Annotated in this window: 23 protein-coding genes; 16 read left to right on the top strand and 7 right to left on the bottom strand. The window is 64.4% G+C overall.

Features of this window, described 5'->3' with window-relative positions:
* Positions 1-12: 12 nt before the first annotated feature.
* Both KK137_RS02255 and KK137_RS02260 read left to right on the top strand, forming a co-directional pair.
* Positions 13-582, top strand: a complete 570-nt coding sequence (locus tag KK137_RS02255; protein ID WP_214534422.1) for an SURF1 family cytochrome oxidase biogenesis protein — start codon at positions 13-15, stop codon at positions 580-582.
* Positions 583-673: 91 nt separating this feature from the next.
* Entirely contained in the window at positions 674-1,090 is a 417-nt protein-coding gene (locus tag KK137_RS02260; RefSeq protein ID WP_420829320.1) for a DUF983 domain-containing protein, read from the top strand.
* Between the two features lie 6 nt (positions 1,091-1,096).
* Here KK137_RS02260 and KK137_RS02265 read toward each other — a convergent pair whose 3' ends face one another.
* The gene (locus KK137_RS02265) at positions 1,097-1,579 is read right to left on the bottom strand and encodes an SRPBCC family protein (RefSeq protein ID WP_214534423.1); all 483 of its coding nucleotides are present in this window, start codon (positions 1,577-1,579) and stop codon (positions 1,097-1,099) included.
* A gap of 50 nt (positions 1,580-1,629) precedes the next feature.
* On the opposite strand from KK137_RS02265, the gene KK137_RS02270 reads away from it, so the two are divergent.
* From KK137_RS02270 to KK137_RS02280, 3 genes are read left to right on the top strand one after another with little or no spacing between them, the layout of a single operon-like run.
* The gene (locus KK137_RS02270; protein ID WP_214534424.1) at positions 1,630-1,983 is read left to right on the top strand and encodes an ArsR/SmtB family transcription factor; all 354 of its coding nucleotides are present in this window, start codon (positions 1,630-1,632) and stop codon (positions 1,981-1,983) included.
* A gap of 12 nt (positions 1,984-1,995) precedes the next feature.
* Entirely contained in the window at positions 1,996-3,396 is a 1,401-nt protein-coding gene (gene thrC, locus KK137_RS02275) for a threonine synthase (protein WP_214534425.1), read from the top strand.
* The gene (locus KK137_RS02280; RefSeq protein ID WP_214534426.1) at positions 3,396-4,283 is read left to right on the top strand and encodes a class I SAM-dependent methyltransferase; all 888 of its coding nucleotides are present in this window, start codon (positions 3,396-3,398) and stop codon (positions 4,281-4,283) included. The genes thrC and KK137_RS02280 overlap by 1 nt, the downstream gene beginning before the upstream one ends.
* A gap of 450 nt (positions 4,284-4,733) precedes the next feature.
* Here the strand turns inward: KK137_RS02280 and KK137_RS02285 are convergent, their stop codons facing one another.
* Entirely contained in the window at positions 4,734-5,840 is a 1,107-nt protein-coding gene (locus KK137_RS02285; protein WP_214534427.1) for a hypothetical protein, read from the bottom strand.
* A gap of 189 nt (positions 5,841-6,029) precedes the next feature.
* Here KK137_RS02285 and KK137_RS02290 point away from each other — a divergent pair, with 189 nt between their 5' ends.
* From KK137_RS02290 to KK137_RS02320, 7 genes are all read left to right on the top strand, one after another.
* Positions 6,030-6,401 (top strand): dihydroneopterin aldolase, encoded by a 372-nt coding sequence (locus KK137_RS02290; protein ID WP_214534428.1) that lies wholly within the window; start codon positions 6,030-6,032, stop codon positions 6,399-6,401.
* Complete coding sequence (locus KK137_RS02295; RefSeq protein ID WP_250893553.1) at positions 6,401-6,745, top strand: Rossmann fold domain-containing protein; 345 nt, start codon at positions 6,401-6,403, stop codon at positions 6,743-6,745. Before KK137_RS02290 ends, KK137_RS02295 begins: the two co-directional genes overlap by 1 nt.
* Positions 6,746-6,756: 11 nt before the next feature.
* Positions 6,757-7,758, top strand: coding sequence for a GTP 3',8-cyclase MoaA (moaA, locus tag KK137_RS02300; protein ID WP_214534430.1), 1,002 nt, complete (start codon positions 6,757-6,759; stop codon positions 7,756-7,758).
* Positions 7,759-7,760: 2 nt separating this feature from the next.
* The gene (locus tag KK137_RS02305; protein ID WP_214534431.1) at positions 7,761-8,003 is read left to right on the top strand and encodes a MoaD/ThiS family protein; all 243 of its coding nucleotides are present in this window, start codon (positions 7,761-7,763) and stop codon (positions 8,001-8,003) included.
* Position 8,004: 1 nt separating this feature from the next.
* Positions 8,005-8,451 (top strand): molybdenum cofactor biosynthesis protein MoaE, encoded by a 447-nt coding sequence (locus tag KK137_RS02310; RefSeq protein WP_214534432.1) that lies wholly within the window; start codon positions 8,005-8,007, stop codon positions 8,449-8,451.
* 100 nt (positions 8,452-8,551) lie between these two features.
* Positions 8,552-8,983 carry a hypothetical protein gene (locus KK137_RS02315; protein ID WP_214534433.1) on the top strand — a complete coding sequence of 144 codons (432 nt, stop codon included), beginning with the start codon at positions 8,552-8,554 and terminating at the stop codon, positions 8,981-8,983.
* 147 nt (positions 8,984-9,130) lie between these two features.
* Positions 9,131-9,415 (top strand): hypothetical protein, encoded by a 285-nt coding sequence (locus KK137_RS02320; RefSeq protein WP_214534434.1) that lies wholly within the window; start codon positions 9,131-9,133, stop codon positions 9,413-9,415.
* 12 nt (positions 9,416-9,427) lie between these two features.
* Here KK137_RS02320 and KK137_RS02325 read toward each other — a convergent pair whose 3' ends face one another.
* Positions 9,428-10,126, bottom strand: a complete 699-nt coding sequence (locus KK137_RS02325; RefSeq protein WP_214534435.1) for a Crp/Fnr family transcriptional regulator — start codon at positions 10,124-10,126, stop codon at positions 9,428-9,430.
* A complete protein-coding gene (locus KK137_RS02330) occupies positions 10,126-10,629 on the bottom strand; it encodes a hypothetical protein (RefSeq protein WP_214534436.1) in 504 nt (167 codons plus the stop codon). The genes KK137_RS02325 and KK137_RS02330 overlap by 1 nt, the downstream gene beginning before the upstream one ends.
* 193 nt (positions 10,630-10,822) lie before the next feature.
* Between KK137_RS02330 and rplU the strand changes: the two genes are divergently transcribed.
* From rplU to KK137_RS02345, 3 genes are all read left to right on the top strand, one after another.
* On the top strand, positions 10,823-11,308 hold the full coding sequence (rplU, locus tag KK137_RS02335; protein WP_214534437.1) for a 50S ribosomal protein L21: 486 nt from the start codon (positions 10,823-10,825) through the stop codon (positions 11,306-11,308).
* Between the two features lie 24 nt (positions 11,309-11,332).
* Entirely contained in the window at positions 11,333-11,602 is a 270-nt protein-coding gene (gene rpmA / locus KK137_RS02340; RefSeq protein WP_214534438.1) for a 50S ribosomal protein L27, read from the top strand.
* Between the two features lie 164 nt (positions 11,603-11,766).
* Entirely contained in the window at positions 11,767-12,306 is a 540-nt protein-coding gene (locus KK137_RS02345; protein ID WP_214534439.1) for a GNAT family N-acetyltransferase, read from the top strand.
* 43 nt (positions 12,307-12,349) lie between these two features.
* Here KK137_RS02345 and KK137_RS02350 read toward each other — a convergent pair whose 3' ends face one another.
* The 3 genes from KK137_RS02350 to KK137_RS02360 are packed head-to-tail and all read right to left on the bottom strand — an operon-like array spanning position 12,350 to position 14,283.
* The gene (locus tag KK137_RS02350) at positions 12,350-12,991 is read right to left on the bottom strand and encodes an FABP family protein (protein WP_214534440.1); all 642 of its coding nucleotides are present in this window, start codon (positions 12,989-12,991) and stop codon (positions 12,350-12,352) included.
* Between the two features lie 54 nt (positions 12,992-13,045).
* The gene (locus tag KK137_RS02355) at positions 13,046-13,366 is read right to left on the bottom strand and encodes a hypothetical protein (RefSeq protein ID WP_214534441.1); all 321 of its coding nucleotides are present in this window, start codon (positions 13,364-13,366) and stop codon (positions 13,046-13,048) included.
* A gap of 38 nt (positions 13,367-13,404) precedes the next feature.
* Entirely contained in the window at positions 13,405-14,283 is an 879-nt protein-coding gene (locus KK137_RS02360) for a metal-dependent hydrolase (RefSeq protein ID WP_214534442.1), read from the bottom strand.
* A gap of 28 nt (positions 14,284-14,311) precedes the next feature.
* Here KK137_RS02360 and KK137_RS02365 point away from each other — a divergent pair, with 28 nt between their 5' ends.
* Complete coding sequence (locus KK137_RS02365) at positions 14,312-14,911, top strand: TetR/AcrR family transcriptional regulator (RefSeq protein WP_214534443.1); 600 nt, start codon at positions 14,312-14,314, stop codon at positions 14,909-14,911.
* The last annotated feature ends 19 nt before the right edge of the window (positions 14,912-14,930 follow it).

Consider the following 14,930-nt stretch of genomic DNA (forward strand, 5'->3'; position numbering starts at 1 on the left):
TTTGAGCGCCCGATGACCCGCAAGCTGCCTGTTCTTCCCACGATCATCGTCGCCGCCGCGATCGCGGCGATGATCGGCCTTGGCGTATGGCAGCTTCGCCGTGCGGAATGGAAAGAGGGTTTGATCGCGCAGTACAGCCAGGCCCAGGCCCTGTCCTCCGCGGTCGCTTGGCCGCGGACGGAAGCCGAGCTTGAGCACTCGCTATTTCGCTGGAGTCAGTTCGATTGCCAGCGCGTCATCGGAATGCGCACCACCGCCGCGACGGCGGTCGATGGTTCGAAGGGCGTCGCCCAGATCGCCCGTTGCGCGCTCGATGGCGGAGGGGAAGCCGAGGTAGCTCTTGGCTGGTCGCTGCCGACGCAGCCGTTCACCTGGACGGGTGGAGAGGTCAGCGGGGTCATCGCCCCGCACGGCATCCTCCACGTCGCCAAGCCCGCAGTGGGTCTGAAGCCGCTCGCCGCGCCCGACCCCAAGGACCTTCCCAATAACCACTTGATGTACGCGGGCCAGTGGTTCTTCTTCGCGGTCACGGCGCTGGTGATATACGTCCTCGCGCTCCGACGGCGCAGACGGGAGCCGTAGTGCGAGTTTACCCCAGGCAAGCCAATGCTGGTGGCAAACGGCGGTCGTGGGCCTATCTCCAAATCATGGCCAGCAGAAGGAGTGCCCAGTGATCACCCTCAAGGAAGGTGAAGCCCTGCCGTGGATACTCAAGGCTGGTTGGAAAGGTGTCTGTCCGCGTTGCGGGAAGGGACACATGTTCAAGTCCTGGCTCAAGCTCGTCGATCGCTGTGAGTCCTGCGGACTGGACTATCGCTTTGCCTCACCCGATGACGGCCCCGCGTTCTTCTCGCTCTGCATCGTGGCGCTGCCGCTGATTTTCATCGTCGTCTGGCTCGAGGTCGCATTCACTCCACCGATCTGGGTCCACCTGTTGACGTCGGTGCCGTTGATGGTGGCGGGCTGTGTGCTGCCGCTGCGGCCGATCAAGGGTTGGCTCGTCGCTTCGCAATATGTGAACAAGAGCCGTGAAGCCGGGACCGACGCCTTGTGGGCCCAACTCCACGGTGATGAGCGGAAGCCGGACTAGCTCCCCCTATTTGTACATCCCCTCGCGCAAGTTGATGCCGTGCTCGAGCCAGGCCTTGAGTGCGCAAAGCATCTGCGACCAGCCCTGGCAGTTTCCGTAGGAGGCGCCGAGTGCGCCCTGGTTGAATCGCCAGCCTTCCTCGGCGATTTCTACCAGGGTCCGGCCGTCGTCGAGCGACTTGAAGTTCATGGTGACCGTGGTCTCGTAATCGGCATCGGTTAACTCGCCGCCTTCGACATTGGGCGCTTCGCCTTCGTTCGCCTGCCAGCGAAGCACGATCCGTTGGTTGGGTACGACTTCGACAACGTGGACCGGGAAGGCGCCGGGGAAGTCGTGGAAATCCCACGTTACCGTGGCTCCCGTCTCCAACCGGCCCTTGGCGCCGCCGGTGGTGAAGTATTCCGATAACTGCTTCGGGTCTGCGACAGCCTCAAACACCTCGTGCACTGGCTTGGCTACGCGGGCGGCGACCCTGAATTTGAGTTCCATAACGGTCTTCCTCGCTTGAGTCGCAGGAAATTATGTTATAAAAAGATAACATGTCAACCGAAGACGATCTGGATGCGGTTTTCAAGGCGCTGGCCAATCCCGTGCGGCGACGTATTTGCGACGTGCTCAAGCTGCGGCCGCTGACCACCAAGCAGCTCTGCGCCTGCTTTCCCGAACTCGACCGCTGCACCGTCATGCTCCACCTCGGCGCTCTCGAGCGCGCGGGTCTGGTCGTGGCGGTGCGGAAAGGGCGGGAGCGGTTCAATTATCTCGACGCGATGCCGATCCAGGCGATCCACGAGCGCTGGATCGGGCCGCTCGCTGCGCAGGCGGTGGGGCGGCTTCATCGTCTGAAGATTGATCTGGAGCAGGAAACTCTTTCCACGCCAGCGGCCCGCCGCTAACCGCTGCGCACGATGGAATACGTCTCTACCCGCGGCAACGCGCCTGCGCTCGACTTCGAAGGTGTCACCCTGGCCGGACTGGCGTCCGACGGCGGCCTCTATGTGCCGCGCGAATGGCCGCGGTTCACGCCCGAGCAGATCGCCGACATGGCCGGGTTGTCTTATGCCGAATTGGCCGTGCGCGTCATGTTGCCTTTCGTCGGCACGAGCTTGACCGAAGAGCGCCTGCGCGAGCTGTGCAGCGAGGCTTACGGTCGCTTCGCCCACGCCGCCGTCACACCGCTCAAGCAACTCGACGAGCAGCAGTGGCTGCTGGAGCTGTTCCATGGACCCACCCTGGCGTTCAAGGACGTGGCGCTGCAGCTGCTTGGCCGGCTGTTCGAGGAATTCCTTTCCCGCAGCGACGACCGCCTGACCATCGTTGGAGCCACCAGCGGCGACACCGGCTCTGCTGCGATCGACGCGGTTGCCGGGCGCGAGCGGATCGACATCTTCATGCTGCACCCGAAGGGCCGGGTGAGCGAGGTCCAGCGGCGGCAAATGACCACGGTCAAGGCGCCCAACGTCCATAACATCGCCATCGAAGGCAGCTTCGACGATGCCCAGGCGATGGTGAAGCGCATGTTTGGCGACACCGTCATGACGACCCGCTTCCACATCAGCGCGGTCAACTCGATCAACTGGGCCCGGCTGATGGCGCAAGTCGTCTACTACTTCGCCTCGGCGCTCCAGCTCGGCGCGCCCGAGCGCAAGGTTGCGTTCAGCGTGCCGACCGGCAACTTCGGGGACGTTTTCGCCGGCTACGTCGCGGCGCAGATGGGGCTGCCGATCGAGCGGCTGATCGTCGCCACCAACGTCAACGACATCCTTCACCGCGCGCTTTCGGCGGGCGACTACTCGGCCGGAACGGTCACACCGACCGCGGCGCCTTCGATGGACATCCAGGTCAGCTCCAACTTCGAGCGGCTGTTGTTCGATTGCGGCGGACGTGACGGCCTTGCCCTGGCTGAACAAATGCGGGGCTTTGAGGCGAGCAAGGCCATGCGGCTCACCAACTCGCAGCGGGAAGGCGCCGCGGCGCTGATCACCAGCGCTCGTGCCGACGCGACCGAGATGACGCAGGCGATGGCCTGGGCAGCGCGTGAGTGTGGAGAGGTGATCGATCCGCACACTGCCATCGGCCTTCACGCTGCCCGCGCCGCCGGCCTCCCGCGCGAGATTCCCGTCGTCACCTTGGCGACGGCGCACCCGGCGAAGTTCCCCGACGCTGTCGAGCGCGCTACCGGCCAACGTCCCCCGCTTCCTACGCGGGTCGGCGACCTGTTCGACCGCGAGGAGCGCTACACCGAGCTTCCGGGCACTTACGAGGCGGTCGCCGCTTACGTCGCGGAGCACGCGACCCCTTCGGCCTGATGGCAGAGTTCGTCGAACAGCCGCTGGTGATCGAAGGCAGCGGTTGGGCCGACTATGGCCTGATCGACAGCGGCTTCGGGCGCAAGTTCGAGCGCTATGGTGCCTATCGCTTTATCCGACCCGAGCCACAGGCGCTGTGGTCGGCGCGTCTCGACGACTGGGATGCGGAAGGCGAGTTCGTCCCCGGCTCCGACGAGGATGGCGGGGGGCGTTGGGGGTTCGCCCGCGCCGTTCCGCAAGAAGGTTGGCCGCTGATGTGGAACGAGGTCCGCTTCACCGCGCACTGCACTCCGTTCCGGCACCTCGGGTTCTTCCCCGATATGGCGCCCGTGTGGGACTGGATGCGCGGCCGACTGGCGGGGAAGGCCGATGTGCAAACGCTTAACCTGTTCGGCTACACCGGCGTCGGCACCTTGGCCCTGAGTGAGTGCGGTCCCGTCACTCATGTCGATGCGAGCAAGAAGTCGGTTGCACAGGCGCGCGAGAACGCAGCTCTTTCCGGCATGGCGGAGCGTCCGGTCCGCTGGTTGATCGATGACGCGGCCAAGTTCACCGCGCGCGAGGTGCGCCGGGGCAAGCGTTACGATGGAATCATTCTCGACCCGCCGAAATTCGGCCGCGGTCCCGAAGGAGAGGTCTGGCGGATCGAGGAAGGCCTGCCGCCGCTGATCGCCGACTGCCGCCGCCTTCTCGATCAGGACAGCCGTTTCCTGTTCCTGACGGTCTACGCCGTGCGCATGAGCAGCCTGGCGCTGGCCGGGCTGCTGGCGGAGCATTTCGCCGATCTTCCAGGCCGGATTGAGCACGGCGATCTCGCCGTACGAGAGGACGGGGAAGGTGGCCGCCTGCTGCCGACCGCGATCTTCGCCCGCTGGAGCAACGACTAGAAACCCTCTGTCCCAGGGAGAGGGGTGGGCGAGCGCGCCGAGCGCGGCATTAAGACAATACCCTCCGCGACTTAGGGTGTTCCTCGTTTTCCCGGGGCCCGGGGCATGGTTAATTTTTCGCTGCGCTTACGCCTTGGCGTTAAGCATTATCCGAAGCCCTGCTGGGTAAGGCGCTGGAACCCATTCGTCGCCAAAATAGCGCCATGTCGCGCGAAGATTTACGGAGACGAAAGATGCCTGGTCAGGCCCTACATCAGCCACAAGGCTTCGAGCTGAGGCGCCGCCCTCTTCAGCGCCGCCGCTTTTACCCCGAGTACTGGTTGACCGCCCTCATTCTGGTGACCAGTCTCGGCATCGCGTTGTCGACGCTCGTCGCCTAATCATCCCCGAGCACGTTCGGGGATGGCGGAGGGGTGAGCGTTCGACCTGCTCATCCCTCCGTCACTCACCTCAGTGGCCGCCACCCTCGGCGGCAAGATCGTCGGCCGAGGCCGCTTCCAGCCGCCCGGCGCGCGAGGCGGTAATGTAGTTGCGCACCTGCACGTTTCCTTCGTGGCAGGCATATTCGAAGAACTCATAGGAATCGTCGCGCGTCCAGTCGAAGCGGACCGTCCACGGTGCGGTGAACACCTGCGCGTCGGAGTAGGTCATCTCGTAGGTGATCGTGTTCTCGCCGGTCATGGTCAGGCGCTCGACCACTTTGGCCTGCTGGCTCGTCGGGATCGTGTTCCATGGCGGCACCCCACGAGTGGCCATGTTCAGCGGCGAACCGTTACGGGCGAACATGTCGCGGGTGGCGCTGTCCCCTGACTTCAGGTTGGTGGTCTCGATGACAAGCGTGTTGCCCTCCCAGTGGCCGACGCTGTTGCCGAGATACGCCTCGACGCCTTCCGGCCAATGGTCGGCGCTGCGCACGGGAATGACACGTGTGCCGAGCATCTCGAGCGCAATGGTTACGTAGCCTGGTGCCTGGTAGATGCGGATGCCGTTATTGTAGCGGAACGGCAGCATCGAGGCCGGAAACCCGCGGCTGATGCAGCGATCCCACGAATCGAAGTCCGTCACCCAGTCGAAGCTGGTGTTGGGCGTCCAGCTCGAACGGCCCGCGCGGTGCAGCGCCTCGGCTTGCGGAGTCATGGCCGGGAGCTTGCCGTCGACTGGGTCGATCACCATCGAAGTGCGGCGGGCGCCGGCCAGGTATTCGATCCAGTGCCCGGTGCCGATGGTCTCTTCCTTCTCTTCCTTGGCGTAGCGAGTCTCGAGCTCGGTTGCGCGGGCCTGCTCGGCGGCGAGTTCCTCTTCGGTTTTGAAGAAGCGGTTGCCGTATTGCTCCGGCCGGTTGACCGGCAGTTCGGCCACGTCGTTGATCGGCCAGGTGCCGCGGAAGTCGGGGTCTCCCCACGAGGTCTTCTTCGGTTGGAAGTCAGTCGATACCGGCGGCATCACGGTGAGGTCCGCGCCGGCCTGCTGGGCGAATGCCGCTCCGGGCACAACGAGGCTTGCGGCAAGTGCAGCGGCGGCACCGGCAAGGCGAAGGTTGAGAGCAAGCTTGTTCATGGCGATCCCCTGGCGTTCTCAAGTGCGCTCCGGCGTCGGCGGCCGGGCGAAAGTCGTGGGGCTATAACCGCGGTCCCCAAGGGTGATAAGTCGCGAATTGTCGCACGGGTGGGGCCTCGATCGCGGCCGATGGACTTTCGCCCTTCTTGGTGCCATCGGCGGCGCCAAGCCAAGGAAGACTCTCCCCGAATGCAAGACAGCCTGATCCTCGAGATCGCCGACTTCGAGCACATGGTCCACACCGGGATCTACTCCGAAGAGACGGGCAAGCCGCAGCCGCTGCGCTTCGCCGTGCAAGTGCGGATGAAGCCCATCGAGCACTACGATCCCGACACCTCGCTCGACGCGAGCAAGAACTACATGGACCTGAAGTTCGCGTGTTCCGAAGCGCTCGACGGGGGTACGCATTTCAAGCTGATCGAGGCAGTGGCCGACCACGTGTGCGAGACATTGTTCCTGCAAGACAAGCGGGTCGAGGCGGTGACGGTCAAGATCGTCAAGCTGGCGCTGAGCGAAGCGGACGAGAAGATAGGCATCACCCTGCATCGCGAGCGGCGTTGATGGCGGTCATCCGCGTCGGACCGTTACCCGAAGGTGCGCTCGACGCGGCGGCCGTGTTTCATGCGGACGTGCTGCCCCGAATTCGAGCGGAGTTAGGCCAGCTCGATCCTTCCCAGGATGGGGAGGGCTTGGTTATCGTGTTCCCATCCGCCCCTCATGATCATCGAGCCTGGAGGCTTGCCGCGATCCAGGACCTGGCCCGCGCCGCTACACCGTTGCGAGTGAACGGCATCGGGGGAGAGGACGAGGCGGCAATCACTCGATCGCTCGCATTCCTGGCCACCGCTCCCGGCATCACGGGCCAAATCCTCACCGTGGATGGCAAATCCGGCGAAAACGACTAGATACGATCTGGATGAGTTGCTCTGCCCCTCTAGTTGACGCGTTCAATCGGCGTATCACCTACCTCCGCCTGTCGGTGACCGACCGGTGCGATTTGCGCTGCAGCTATTGCATGCCGGAGCAGATGCAGTTCCTTCCGCGCAAGGAAGTGCTCAGCCTTGAAGAGTTGCACAAGCTCGCGCTGGCCTTCATCGATCGCGGCATCAGCAAGATCCGCCTGACTGGGGGCGAGCCTCTCGTCCGGCGTGACATGATCCAGCTTGTCCAGGCTCTCGGTCGCAAGCTCGGGGACGGGTTGGAAGAGCTGACCCTCACCACCAACGGGACACAACTGGCGCAGCACGCGGACGATTTGGCGGCGGCTGGTATTCGCCGGATCAACGTCTCGCTCGACACGATGGACAATAGCCTGTTCCAGACGCTCAGCCGCCGCGATCGGCTTGGCCAGGTGCTGCAGGGCATTGCCGCCGCCAAGGAAGCGGGGCTCAAGGTCAAGCTCAACACCGTGGCGCTCAAGAATCTCAATGAGGCGGAGATTCCGTTCCTGGTCGAATGGGCCCACGCCCAGGGCCATGACATGACGCTGATTGAAGTCATGCCGCTGGGCGAGGTCGAGGGCGAACGGGTCGATCACTACCTCCCGCTGACCGTGGTGCAGGATGCGCTTGAAGCCCGTTGGACGCTGGTCCCGAGCGAATACCGCTCCGGCGGCCCTGCGCGCTACTTCGACGTGGTCGAGACCGGCGGGCGACTGGGTCTGATCACACCGCTGACGAACAACTTCTGTGCCGGGTGCAACCGCATCCGGGTGACGGCGACCGGGCAGCTCTATGCGTGCCTCGGCGGGGCGGAGCAGGTCGACTTGCGGGCCGCGCTGCGGTCCGACTCGCCGGATGCGAACCTTGCCGCTGCGCTCGACGAAGCGATGCGGATCAAGCCAGAGCGCCACCACTTCCGCATCGAACGCGGCCAGGAACCGGCACAGCCGCGTCACATGTCGCTCACCGGCGGCTGACGATGTCCGTAAAGCTGGTCTTCCTGGGCAAGCTGGCCGACCTTTCGGGCGCCCCCGAGACGCTCGTGCCCGGCCCTCTGGATTGGGAAGGTTTGCTGACGGCGCTTCCCGGGCCTTTGGGAGAAGGGGCTCGCGGCGACAAGGTCAAGCTGGCCGTGAACGGCAAGCTCCTGTCCGACAAGACGGCGCTTTCGGCCGCAGATGGCGACGAAGTTGCGCTGCTTCCTCCCGTCAGCGGGGGCTGACATGGCGCGGGACGTTCGGCTGCTCGATCATGCTCTGGTTCCGGAGGCCGAGCTGGCGGCCTTCTCGGCAACCCATCCGGCGGCAGGCGGTATCGCCAGCTTCGTCGGCAAAGTGCGCCCCGACGAAGGGGTCGAGGCGCTCGAGCTCAGCCATTACGAGCCGCTGACGCAGCCCGGCATGGAAGCGCTCGCGGAAGAGGCGCTGGCCCGCTGGCCTCTGGACGGCTTGCTCCTGATCCACCGCACCGGCCTGATGCGAGCGGGCGAGCCCATCGTGCTGGTTGCCGCGGCTGCACGCCACCGGCGCGACGCTTTCGAAGCCGCGGACTTTGCGATGGATCACCTCAAGAGCAACGCCTGGTTCTGGAAGCGCGAGAAACGTGCTGACGGCTGGCACTGGATCGAACCTCGCCAGCAGGATCATTCCGACCTTAAGCGCTGGGGGTAATCCTCGATCCTCCCTGTCGCGTAGCGTTGAGGATTTGATCGCCATCAAAGCGCTTCTGGCCGATTCGGCGCATGCCTGTTCTCACAGACAGGAGTGAACCATGGCCGAAAGACTGACTCGCCAAGTTGTCGCCGAGAAGGCGATCGTTCTGGATGAACCCGCGCTGAGCCTGCCGACTTCGGTCGACCGCACGTTCGAACTTCCGGCTGGTCTCTACGTCGGGACCGCGGCGTCCTACTTCGGCTTCCTGGGCGTGATGGCCGTGGGCTTTGGTAATCCTGGCCTGATCGTACCGATGGCGATTTTCATCGTGTTCGTCGCGATGTTCTTCGCTGTGCCGGCGATGTGGATGAAAATGGGGCCGCTCAACCCGCAACAGCTGACCAGCTGGAGCCGCTTCCAACAGCGCGGGGTGATGACCCCGTATGGCCGCAGCACTGCTGGGGCAGCCGCCGTGCAGGTTCTGATCCTCCCGGTTCTGATCCTGCTGTGGGGCCTTGCTGCGGTGATTATCGCCGCGGTGGTCCGCTAACCGCGCCTTCCACACCCTGGCCCAGCCGCGCGGGGTCGAGCCAATCGATCCCGCGCACCAGGCTTCCCGAGCCGATCATCCGCCCGCTTGCAAAAACCGATCCAAGGAGCGATTGTATCGAATGAAACTTGGGGGCTGATGATTTCAATGTCGCTTACTAAACTGACAGGCCTTTCGCTGGTGCTGGCTGTATCGATTTTGCCGACGGCGATGCCGGCTCGTGCCCAGGATCGGACTGCCGACCCGGTCACGGTGACCAACGCCGATGGGTCGACTGAAAAGTTGACCTGCCGCAGGCTGACGCCGGTCGGCTCGCGCGTGCGAGGCCCCAAGGTCTGCCGCACGCCCGAGCAATGGCAGCAGGAAGAACGGGAGGCGCGTGACAAGACTCGGGAACTGCAGCGCACCAGGAACGCCACCAACGGCAACTGAGCCAGGTCGGGTCTAGAGTTCCGCGCCCTCTGCGACCCAACCCAGTTGTGCCGGGTCGAGCAACTCGATTCCGCGCGCTCCCCTTCGTCGGATGACCCCGTCGCGCTCGAACTTCGTCAGCGCGCGACTGACAGTTTCGATCGTCAGTCCGAGCATTCCCGCGATCTCGCCGCGAGTCAGCGGAAGCTCGAATTCGCGCGCCGCGTGGCACGACGAATCGCTCGCCCCTTCGGCGATACCCATCACGAGACCCGCGACCTTAGACGGCGCGCTGCGGCGGCCGCTGAGGGCGAGGAGTTCGCGGCTTTGGAGCAAGTCTTCCTGAGAGCGCCGCAGCAAGGCCTGGCTCAACCTGGGATTGAGGTCGATCGCCCGGCCCATCTCGCTACGGGGGAACACGCACAGCTCACTGTCGGTGAGGGCGACCACGTCATGGTGAGCGAAAGGCGCAAACAGTTCGCCGATAAAGCCCGAGGGGTGAACGATGGCGAGGATTCGCTCGGTGCCCTGTTCGTCGACGCTGGTCACCTTGAGCGCGCCCTTGAGCAGAGTGGCGCAGGCGGTGTTTTCGTCACCCGCGGCGAACAGAACTTCACCACGCCTGAGCTTGCGCGAGCGGCCCGAGCGAGCCAGCGCTTCGCGCTCGCCATCGGTCAGCACCGAACAGGCCGCCCGATCTCTGACGGGGCAGGTGGAACAGTTGAGCCCCATCAGCGCAAGCTCCCCGCCAATTCCTCAAGCACGGCGTCCTGCTGTTCGACCAGCGACATGACGCTCTCTCGGGCGGAAGCGATTCGCTCAATCTCGGTGCCCGCGACTCCGGCATCGACGTAGAGCCGGTCGAGGTCGGCGAGCGCGGTCATGGCCTTGCTGCGTTCGGCCTCGAGCCCGGCCAGCGCGACTTGCGCCACTGACCAGTTCTCACTGCCGATGTCCTGCCCGCGAGCCGCGCCGACCACTCGGCGCGCGGCCGGAGTCGCCGACATGAAGGCCTGGTTGGCGCTGGAGGCCTCGGCTTCCAGCTGGTCCACGCGGCTGAGCACACCGGCGGGCGCGGCAGGCCGAATGACGGGAGGGATGACGGGCGTCATCGTCCCTTCGACCCTCTCCCCCTCGCGGATCGCCAGGCTCGGATAAGCGTCGGACGCGCTGGCGCAGGCGGTCAGCGGTAATGCCAGGATGAGCAAGGGGAGGGCAGTGGGCTTGAAACGCATCGGGACGGCCTTAGCTGTGCACTGAAGCGGTTTCCAGCGTTGCCGAGCCGAAAATGCTCCGGCGGAGCGTTGACAGAGACAGGCTGTTGGCCTAACGGCGGCGCACTTTCCGGTGCCCCACTGGGCGCCTTTTTTGTCGTTTACACGGGATATCCCGGGAAAGCGGCAGTCGTAACGAACGGATTTGAAGACCATGTTCGCAGTAGTGCGCACGGGCGGCAAGCAGTATCGCGTCGCCCCCGGAGACAAGATCGCGGTCGAGAAGCTGGCGGGTGAAGCCGGCGACACGATCACGCTGGGTGACGTTTTGCTCGCCGGCGAAGGTGGCGACCTCAAGGATGCCGCCAAGGTCAAGGTTTCGGCCGAGATCATTGCCCAGGCGAAGAGCGAGAAAGTCGTCGTCTTCAAGAAGCGCCGCCGGCACAACTACCGCCGCAAGGCCGGTCATCGCCAGCAGATGACCCTGCTGCGAATCGTCGCAGTCGGCGATGCGAAGTCGGAAGCCCCGAAGAAGGCTGCTGCTGAGAAGGCCGAAGCGCCGAAGGCTGAAGCCGCTCCGGCCGCTGTGAAGGAAACCAAGGCTGCGAAGCCGGCTCCGAAGACGGAAGCCGCTGCCGAGAAGCCCGTCGCCGCCAAGAAGGCACCGGCCAAGAAGCCGGCTGCCAAGAAGGCCGACTAAGAGAAGTCCGAGGAGTAGTTCGAGATGGCACATAAAAAAGCAGGCGGTAGCTCGCGCAACGGTCGCGATTCGGCTGGCCGTCGCCTCGGCGTGAAGAAGTTCGGCGGCCAGGAAGTGGTCGGCGGCAACATTATCATCCGTCAGCGCGGCACCCGCGTCTATCCGGGCGTGAACGTCGGCATTGGCAAGGATCACACCCTCTTTGCGCTCACCGCAGGCAAGGTGCGATTCCACGATGGCAAGCAGAGCCGCAAGTACGTGTCCGTGGACGCTATGGCAGAAGCCGCCGAATAATCGGATGACTCGCTAAAGGGGTCATCCTCAGGGATGGCCCGGCCGGATCAATCCGGCTCAAGAGGGAGACGGGCCAACCCGTCTCCCTTTTTGTTTTTCTCCCTCGCAATCACACTGTCACGCGCTCTTCCTAAGGCGCGCGGCGGAGCAAGGGAGTACGTTGGATGTTCATTCGCACCGAGAGGCTGTTCCTGCGGCCTGGCTGGATAGAGGACGCGCCGGAACTGGCGCGCGCCATCGGCGACGAATCGATCGTGCGCAACCTTGCTCGCGTTCCCTGGCCCTACCACATGGACCATGCCCGCCAGTGGCTGACCACGCCCAAGCCGGACAAATTGCCGAGCTTTCTCATCACCGTACCTGACGAAGGCGGGCGGATCATCGGCGTCTGCGGCTTCCACGAAGAGCAGGGCGAGCCGGCCATCGGTTATTGGATCGCTCGCTCGCACCAGGGGCAGGGCTATGCCACCGAAGCGAACCAAGCGATCCTCAAGCTCGCCCAGGCGATCGGATACCGCCGTGTGCGGGCCGACCACTTTGCCGACAATCCGGCCTCGGGCCGGGTGTTGCGCAAGGTCGGCTTCGTGCCCACCGGTCGCACCAGCAAGCGCCCAAGCCTGGCGCGGGGAACGACTTCGCTGTCGGTCGAATATTCGGCCGAATTGAGCGAGGATTGCTCTGCTCGAATGCCGGTAGCGGCTTGAGCCAATAGTCCTCCCCGAGATGGCTCGGGGAGGATTGGTTCATTTACTTAGCCCGCAAAATCTTCGACCACGGGTTGAGGTCTGGCTCTACAATCTTGCTCAAGCGATTGCGGTCACGATGCTGGAAAAGCGTGTCCTGGCCGCGAACCATCAGCATCGTGTCCTGGACATAACTCCACGAGCCGTCTTCGTGGAAGTCGACCTCGATACGATAGGAATCGGTGCGGAAGGCCAGCTCGAGGAAGGTCGTCGAGCAGATGCCGTACTCGGTTTGCCCCCGTTCGGCGGACAGCACCAGCTTGGTTGCGTCAGGGTTGGCGTGGCCCGCCGCAATCGCCACCTGCCCGCGCGGGATCGCGATCGTCTGCAGGACAAGACCGGTCGCAGGCTCCCACAGCCAGTATCCGACCTGGTCGTGGAAGGTAATGTCCTCTTCAGGCGTGTTGATATGGACGTGGTAACGCAGGCCATAGAACAGCTGCGGCCCGTTGGCCTGGGGGTCGATCGGGACCATCTCGATTCGTTCGCGGAAGTCGCGCTGCTCGGGACCGTCGGCCTTCGGATTGACGTCCACGCCGCGCAAACCTTCCCAGGTGCCCGCGAGGCGGCGCAAGGGGCCGAGGTTGTGCAAGGTTTCCGGATCGACGTTCTCCGGTTCGGTGAAGATGTCTTCAGGTAATTCCACGCGACGATGCCCCCTTGTTGCCGGATGCCCTCATAACGTCTGCCGGAAAAGTGGCTAGCCGTGCATCTCCCGGGGTTCGCAGCTCGCCTTCTGGGCGCGAAAATACCACTGCTGCGAGCCGGTGCTCACGTGGCCGATTGCGCAGTCAGCGCGGTCTCCGTCGCGGTATGCCAAGTGGATCTGGCCGCTACCCTCACACGTGATCGGAACACCGGCGAAGAAGTACTTCCCGTGCTGGAGCATCGGAGTCTCGGTACCGCAGAGCTGCACATGGGCCGCTCGGACCCTTCCGTCCGGATCATAGACGTGGAAGGTATCGACACTCTCCGAGCAACCGCTCAGTGCGGCCAGCAGCAGAAGCGGGCTCCATCGCATCGCGCGATTATGAGCCGCGAGGCGACCCTCCGCAATGGCTACTCGGCCGGCATTACCGCCGCGGCGTACTCGCTATCGTAGCGCTGGATCAGCGCCCGGTCGTCCTGGTTCCACGGATGGAAGCCGGGCACGAAATAGGCGCACCATTCGGGAAACACCCGCCGCAGGATGCCCGGCTGCCCAGCGAGGTACCAGCCGAGCCGCGCCTTCGCCCGCCAGCCGGTGATGCCGTCCTGCGCCAGCAGGTCGAGCGCATCGCGCGAGCGGTTGGTCACGAAACGCTTGGTGATCACCAGCATGAGCAGGCTCTTCACCTTCCATCGCTTCCATCGGCTCCAGTCCTTGGTCGCGTGGAGCCATGTGTCGTAGGCGACGCCCTTGTGTTCGATCTCTTCAACCGCATGCCAGCGCCACAGCTCGGCCTGGTCGGGCTTGGCTCCGGCGAAGTGCTGCGGATGCCGCAGGAACTGGTGAGCGAACATGGCGGTGAAATGTTCGAGTGCAATGGTGACCGCGAGCCAGCCATGTTTTGGCCGCGCATAGACAAGCTCGATCAGCCGCCCAACCCGATCGTTGATGCGGCTCATGTCGTAACCCGCTTCCTCCGCCGCGCGGTTGAAGGCCAGGTGCTCGCGGGTGTGGTTGATCTCCTGCTTGATGAAGGCGCGGATCTCGGCTTCGAGTTCGGGGGAGGCGCCCTCACGGAAAGCCCGCACCGAGTCGATGAACAGCGCCTCCCCGCGAGGGAATGTCGCGGACAAGGCGTTGAACCAGGCCGTCGCGACGGGATCGCCGCCCAGCCACCAGCGTTCTTGCCTTGAACTCCGGCCAAACCGGCGATCGCGTACGGTTAAGGTGTGGGATGCCGGCGCGGCGGCGCTTGCCGCATCCTCGCCGAAGTGGGAAGGTGCGTTCATGGAAGCAGGGTGGGATTAACTGACAAACATGTCAATAAGAAAGCGCCTGACCCCGGATGAGAGCCGCCGCGTGGCTCTCGAAGCCGCGCGAGCCTTGCTGATCGAAGCCGGTCCGCAGGCGGTGACGTTGAAGGCCGTGGCCTCTCGGGTCGATCGGACACACGCCAACCTGCTGCACCACTTCGGCTCCGCGTCCGGTTTGCAGCAGGCCCTGGCCGAGCATCTCGCCGCCACCGTCTGCGCCTCGATCGCCGAGGCGGCGGTCGCCACGCGTGCCGGTCTGGGTACGCCCGGTGAGATCGTCGAGCTGACTTTCGACATCATGGATCGCGAAGGCGGTGGGGCGCTCGCGACCTGGATGATCCTGACCGGCAACGAGAATGCACTCGATCCGATCATCGACATGATTCACAGCTTGGTGGACGAGTTGCATCCTCAGGAGCTGACACCGGGCGCGGAGCGCACGATGCACGAGGCGACGCTGGCGCTGGTGCTGATGGCACTGGGTGATGCGATGATGGGCGAACGCCTCGCCCATTCGCTGCAGGTCCCACGAGACACGACGCGCGATCATGCCGAGGCCATGCTGACAGCGGCCTATGTGAAGAGCGGCTACATCGCGGGCTAGGTCTGCGACTGCGGACGGC

The sequence above is a fragment of the Croceibacterium selenioxidans genome, from assembly GCF_018599195.1.
GTDB lineage: Bacteria > Pseudomonadota > Alphaproteobacteria > Sphingomonadales > Sphingomonadaceae > Croceibacterium_A > Croceibacterium_A selenioxidans.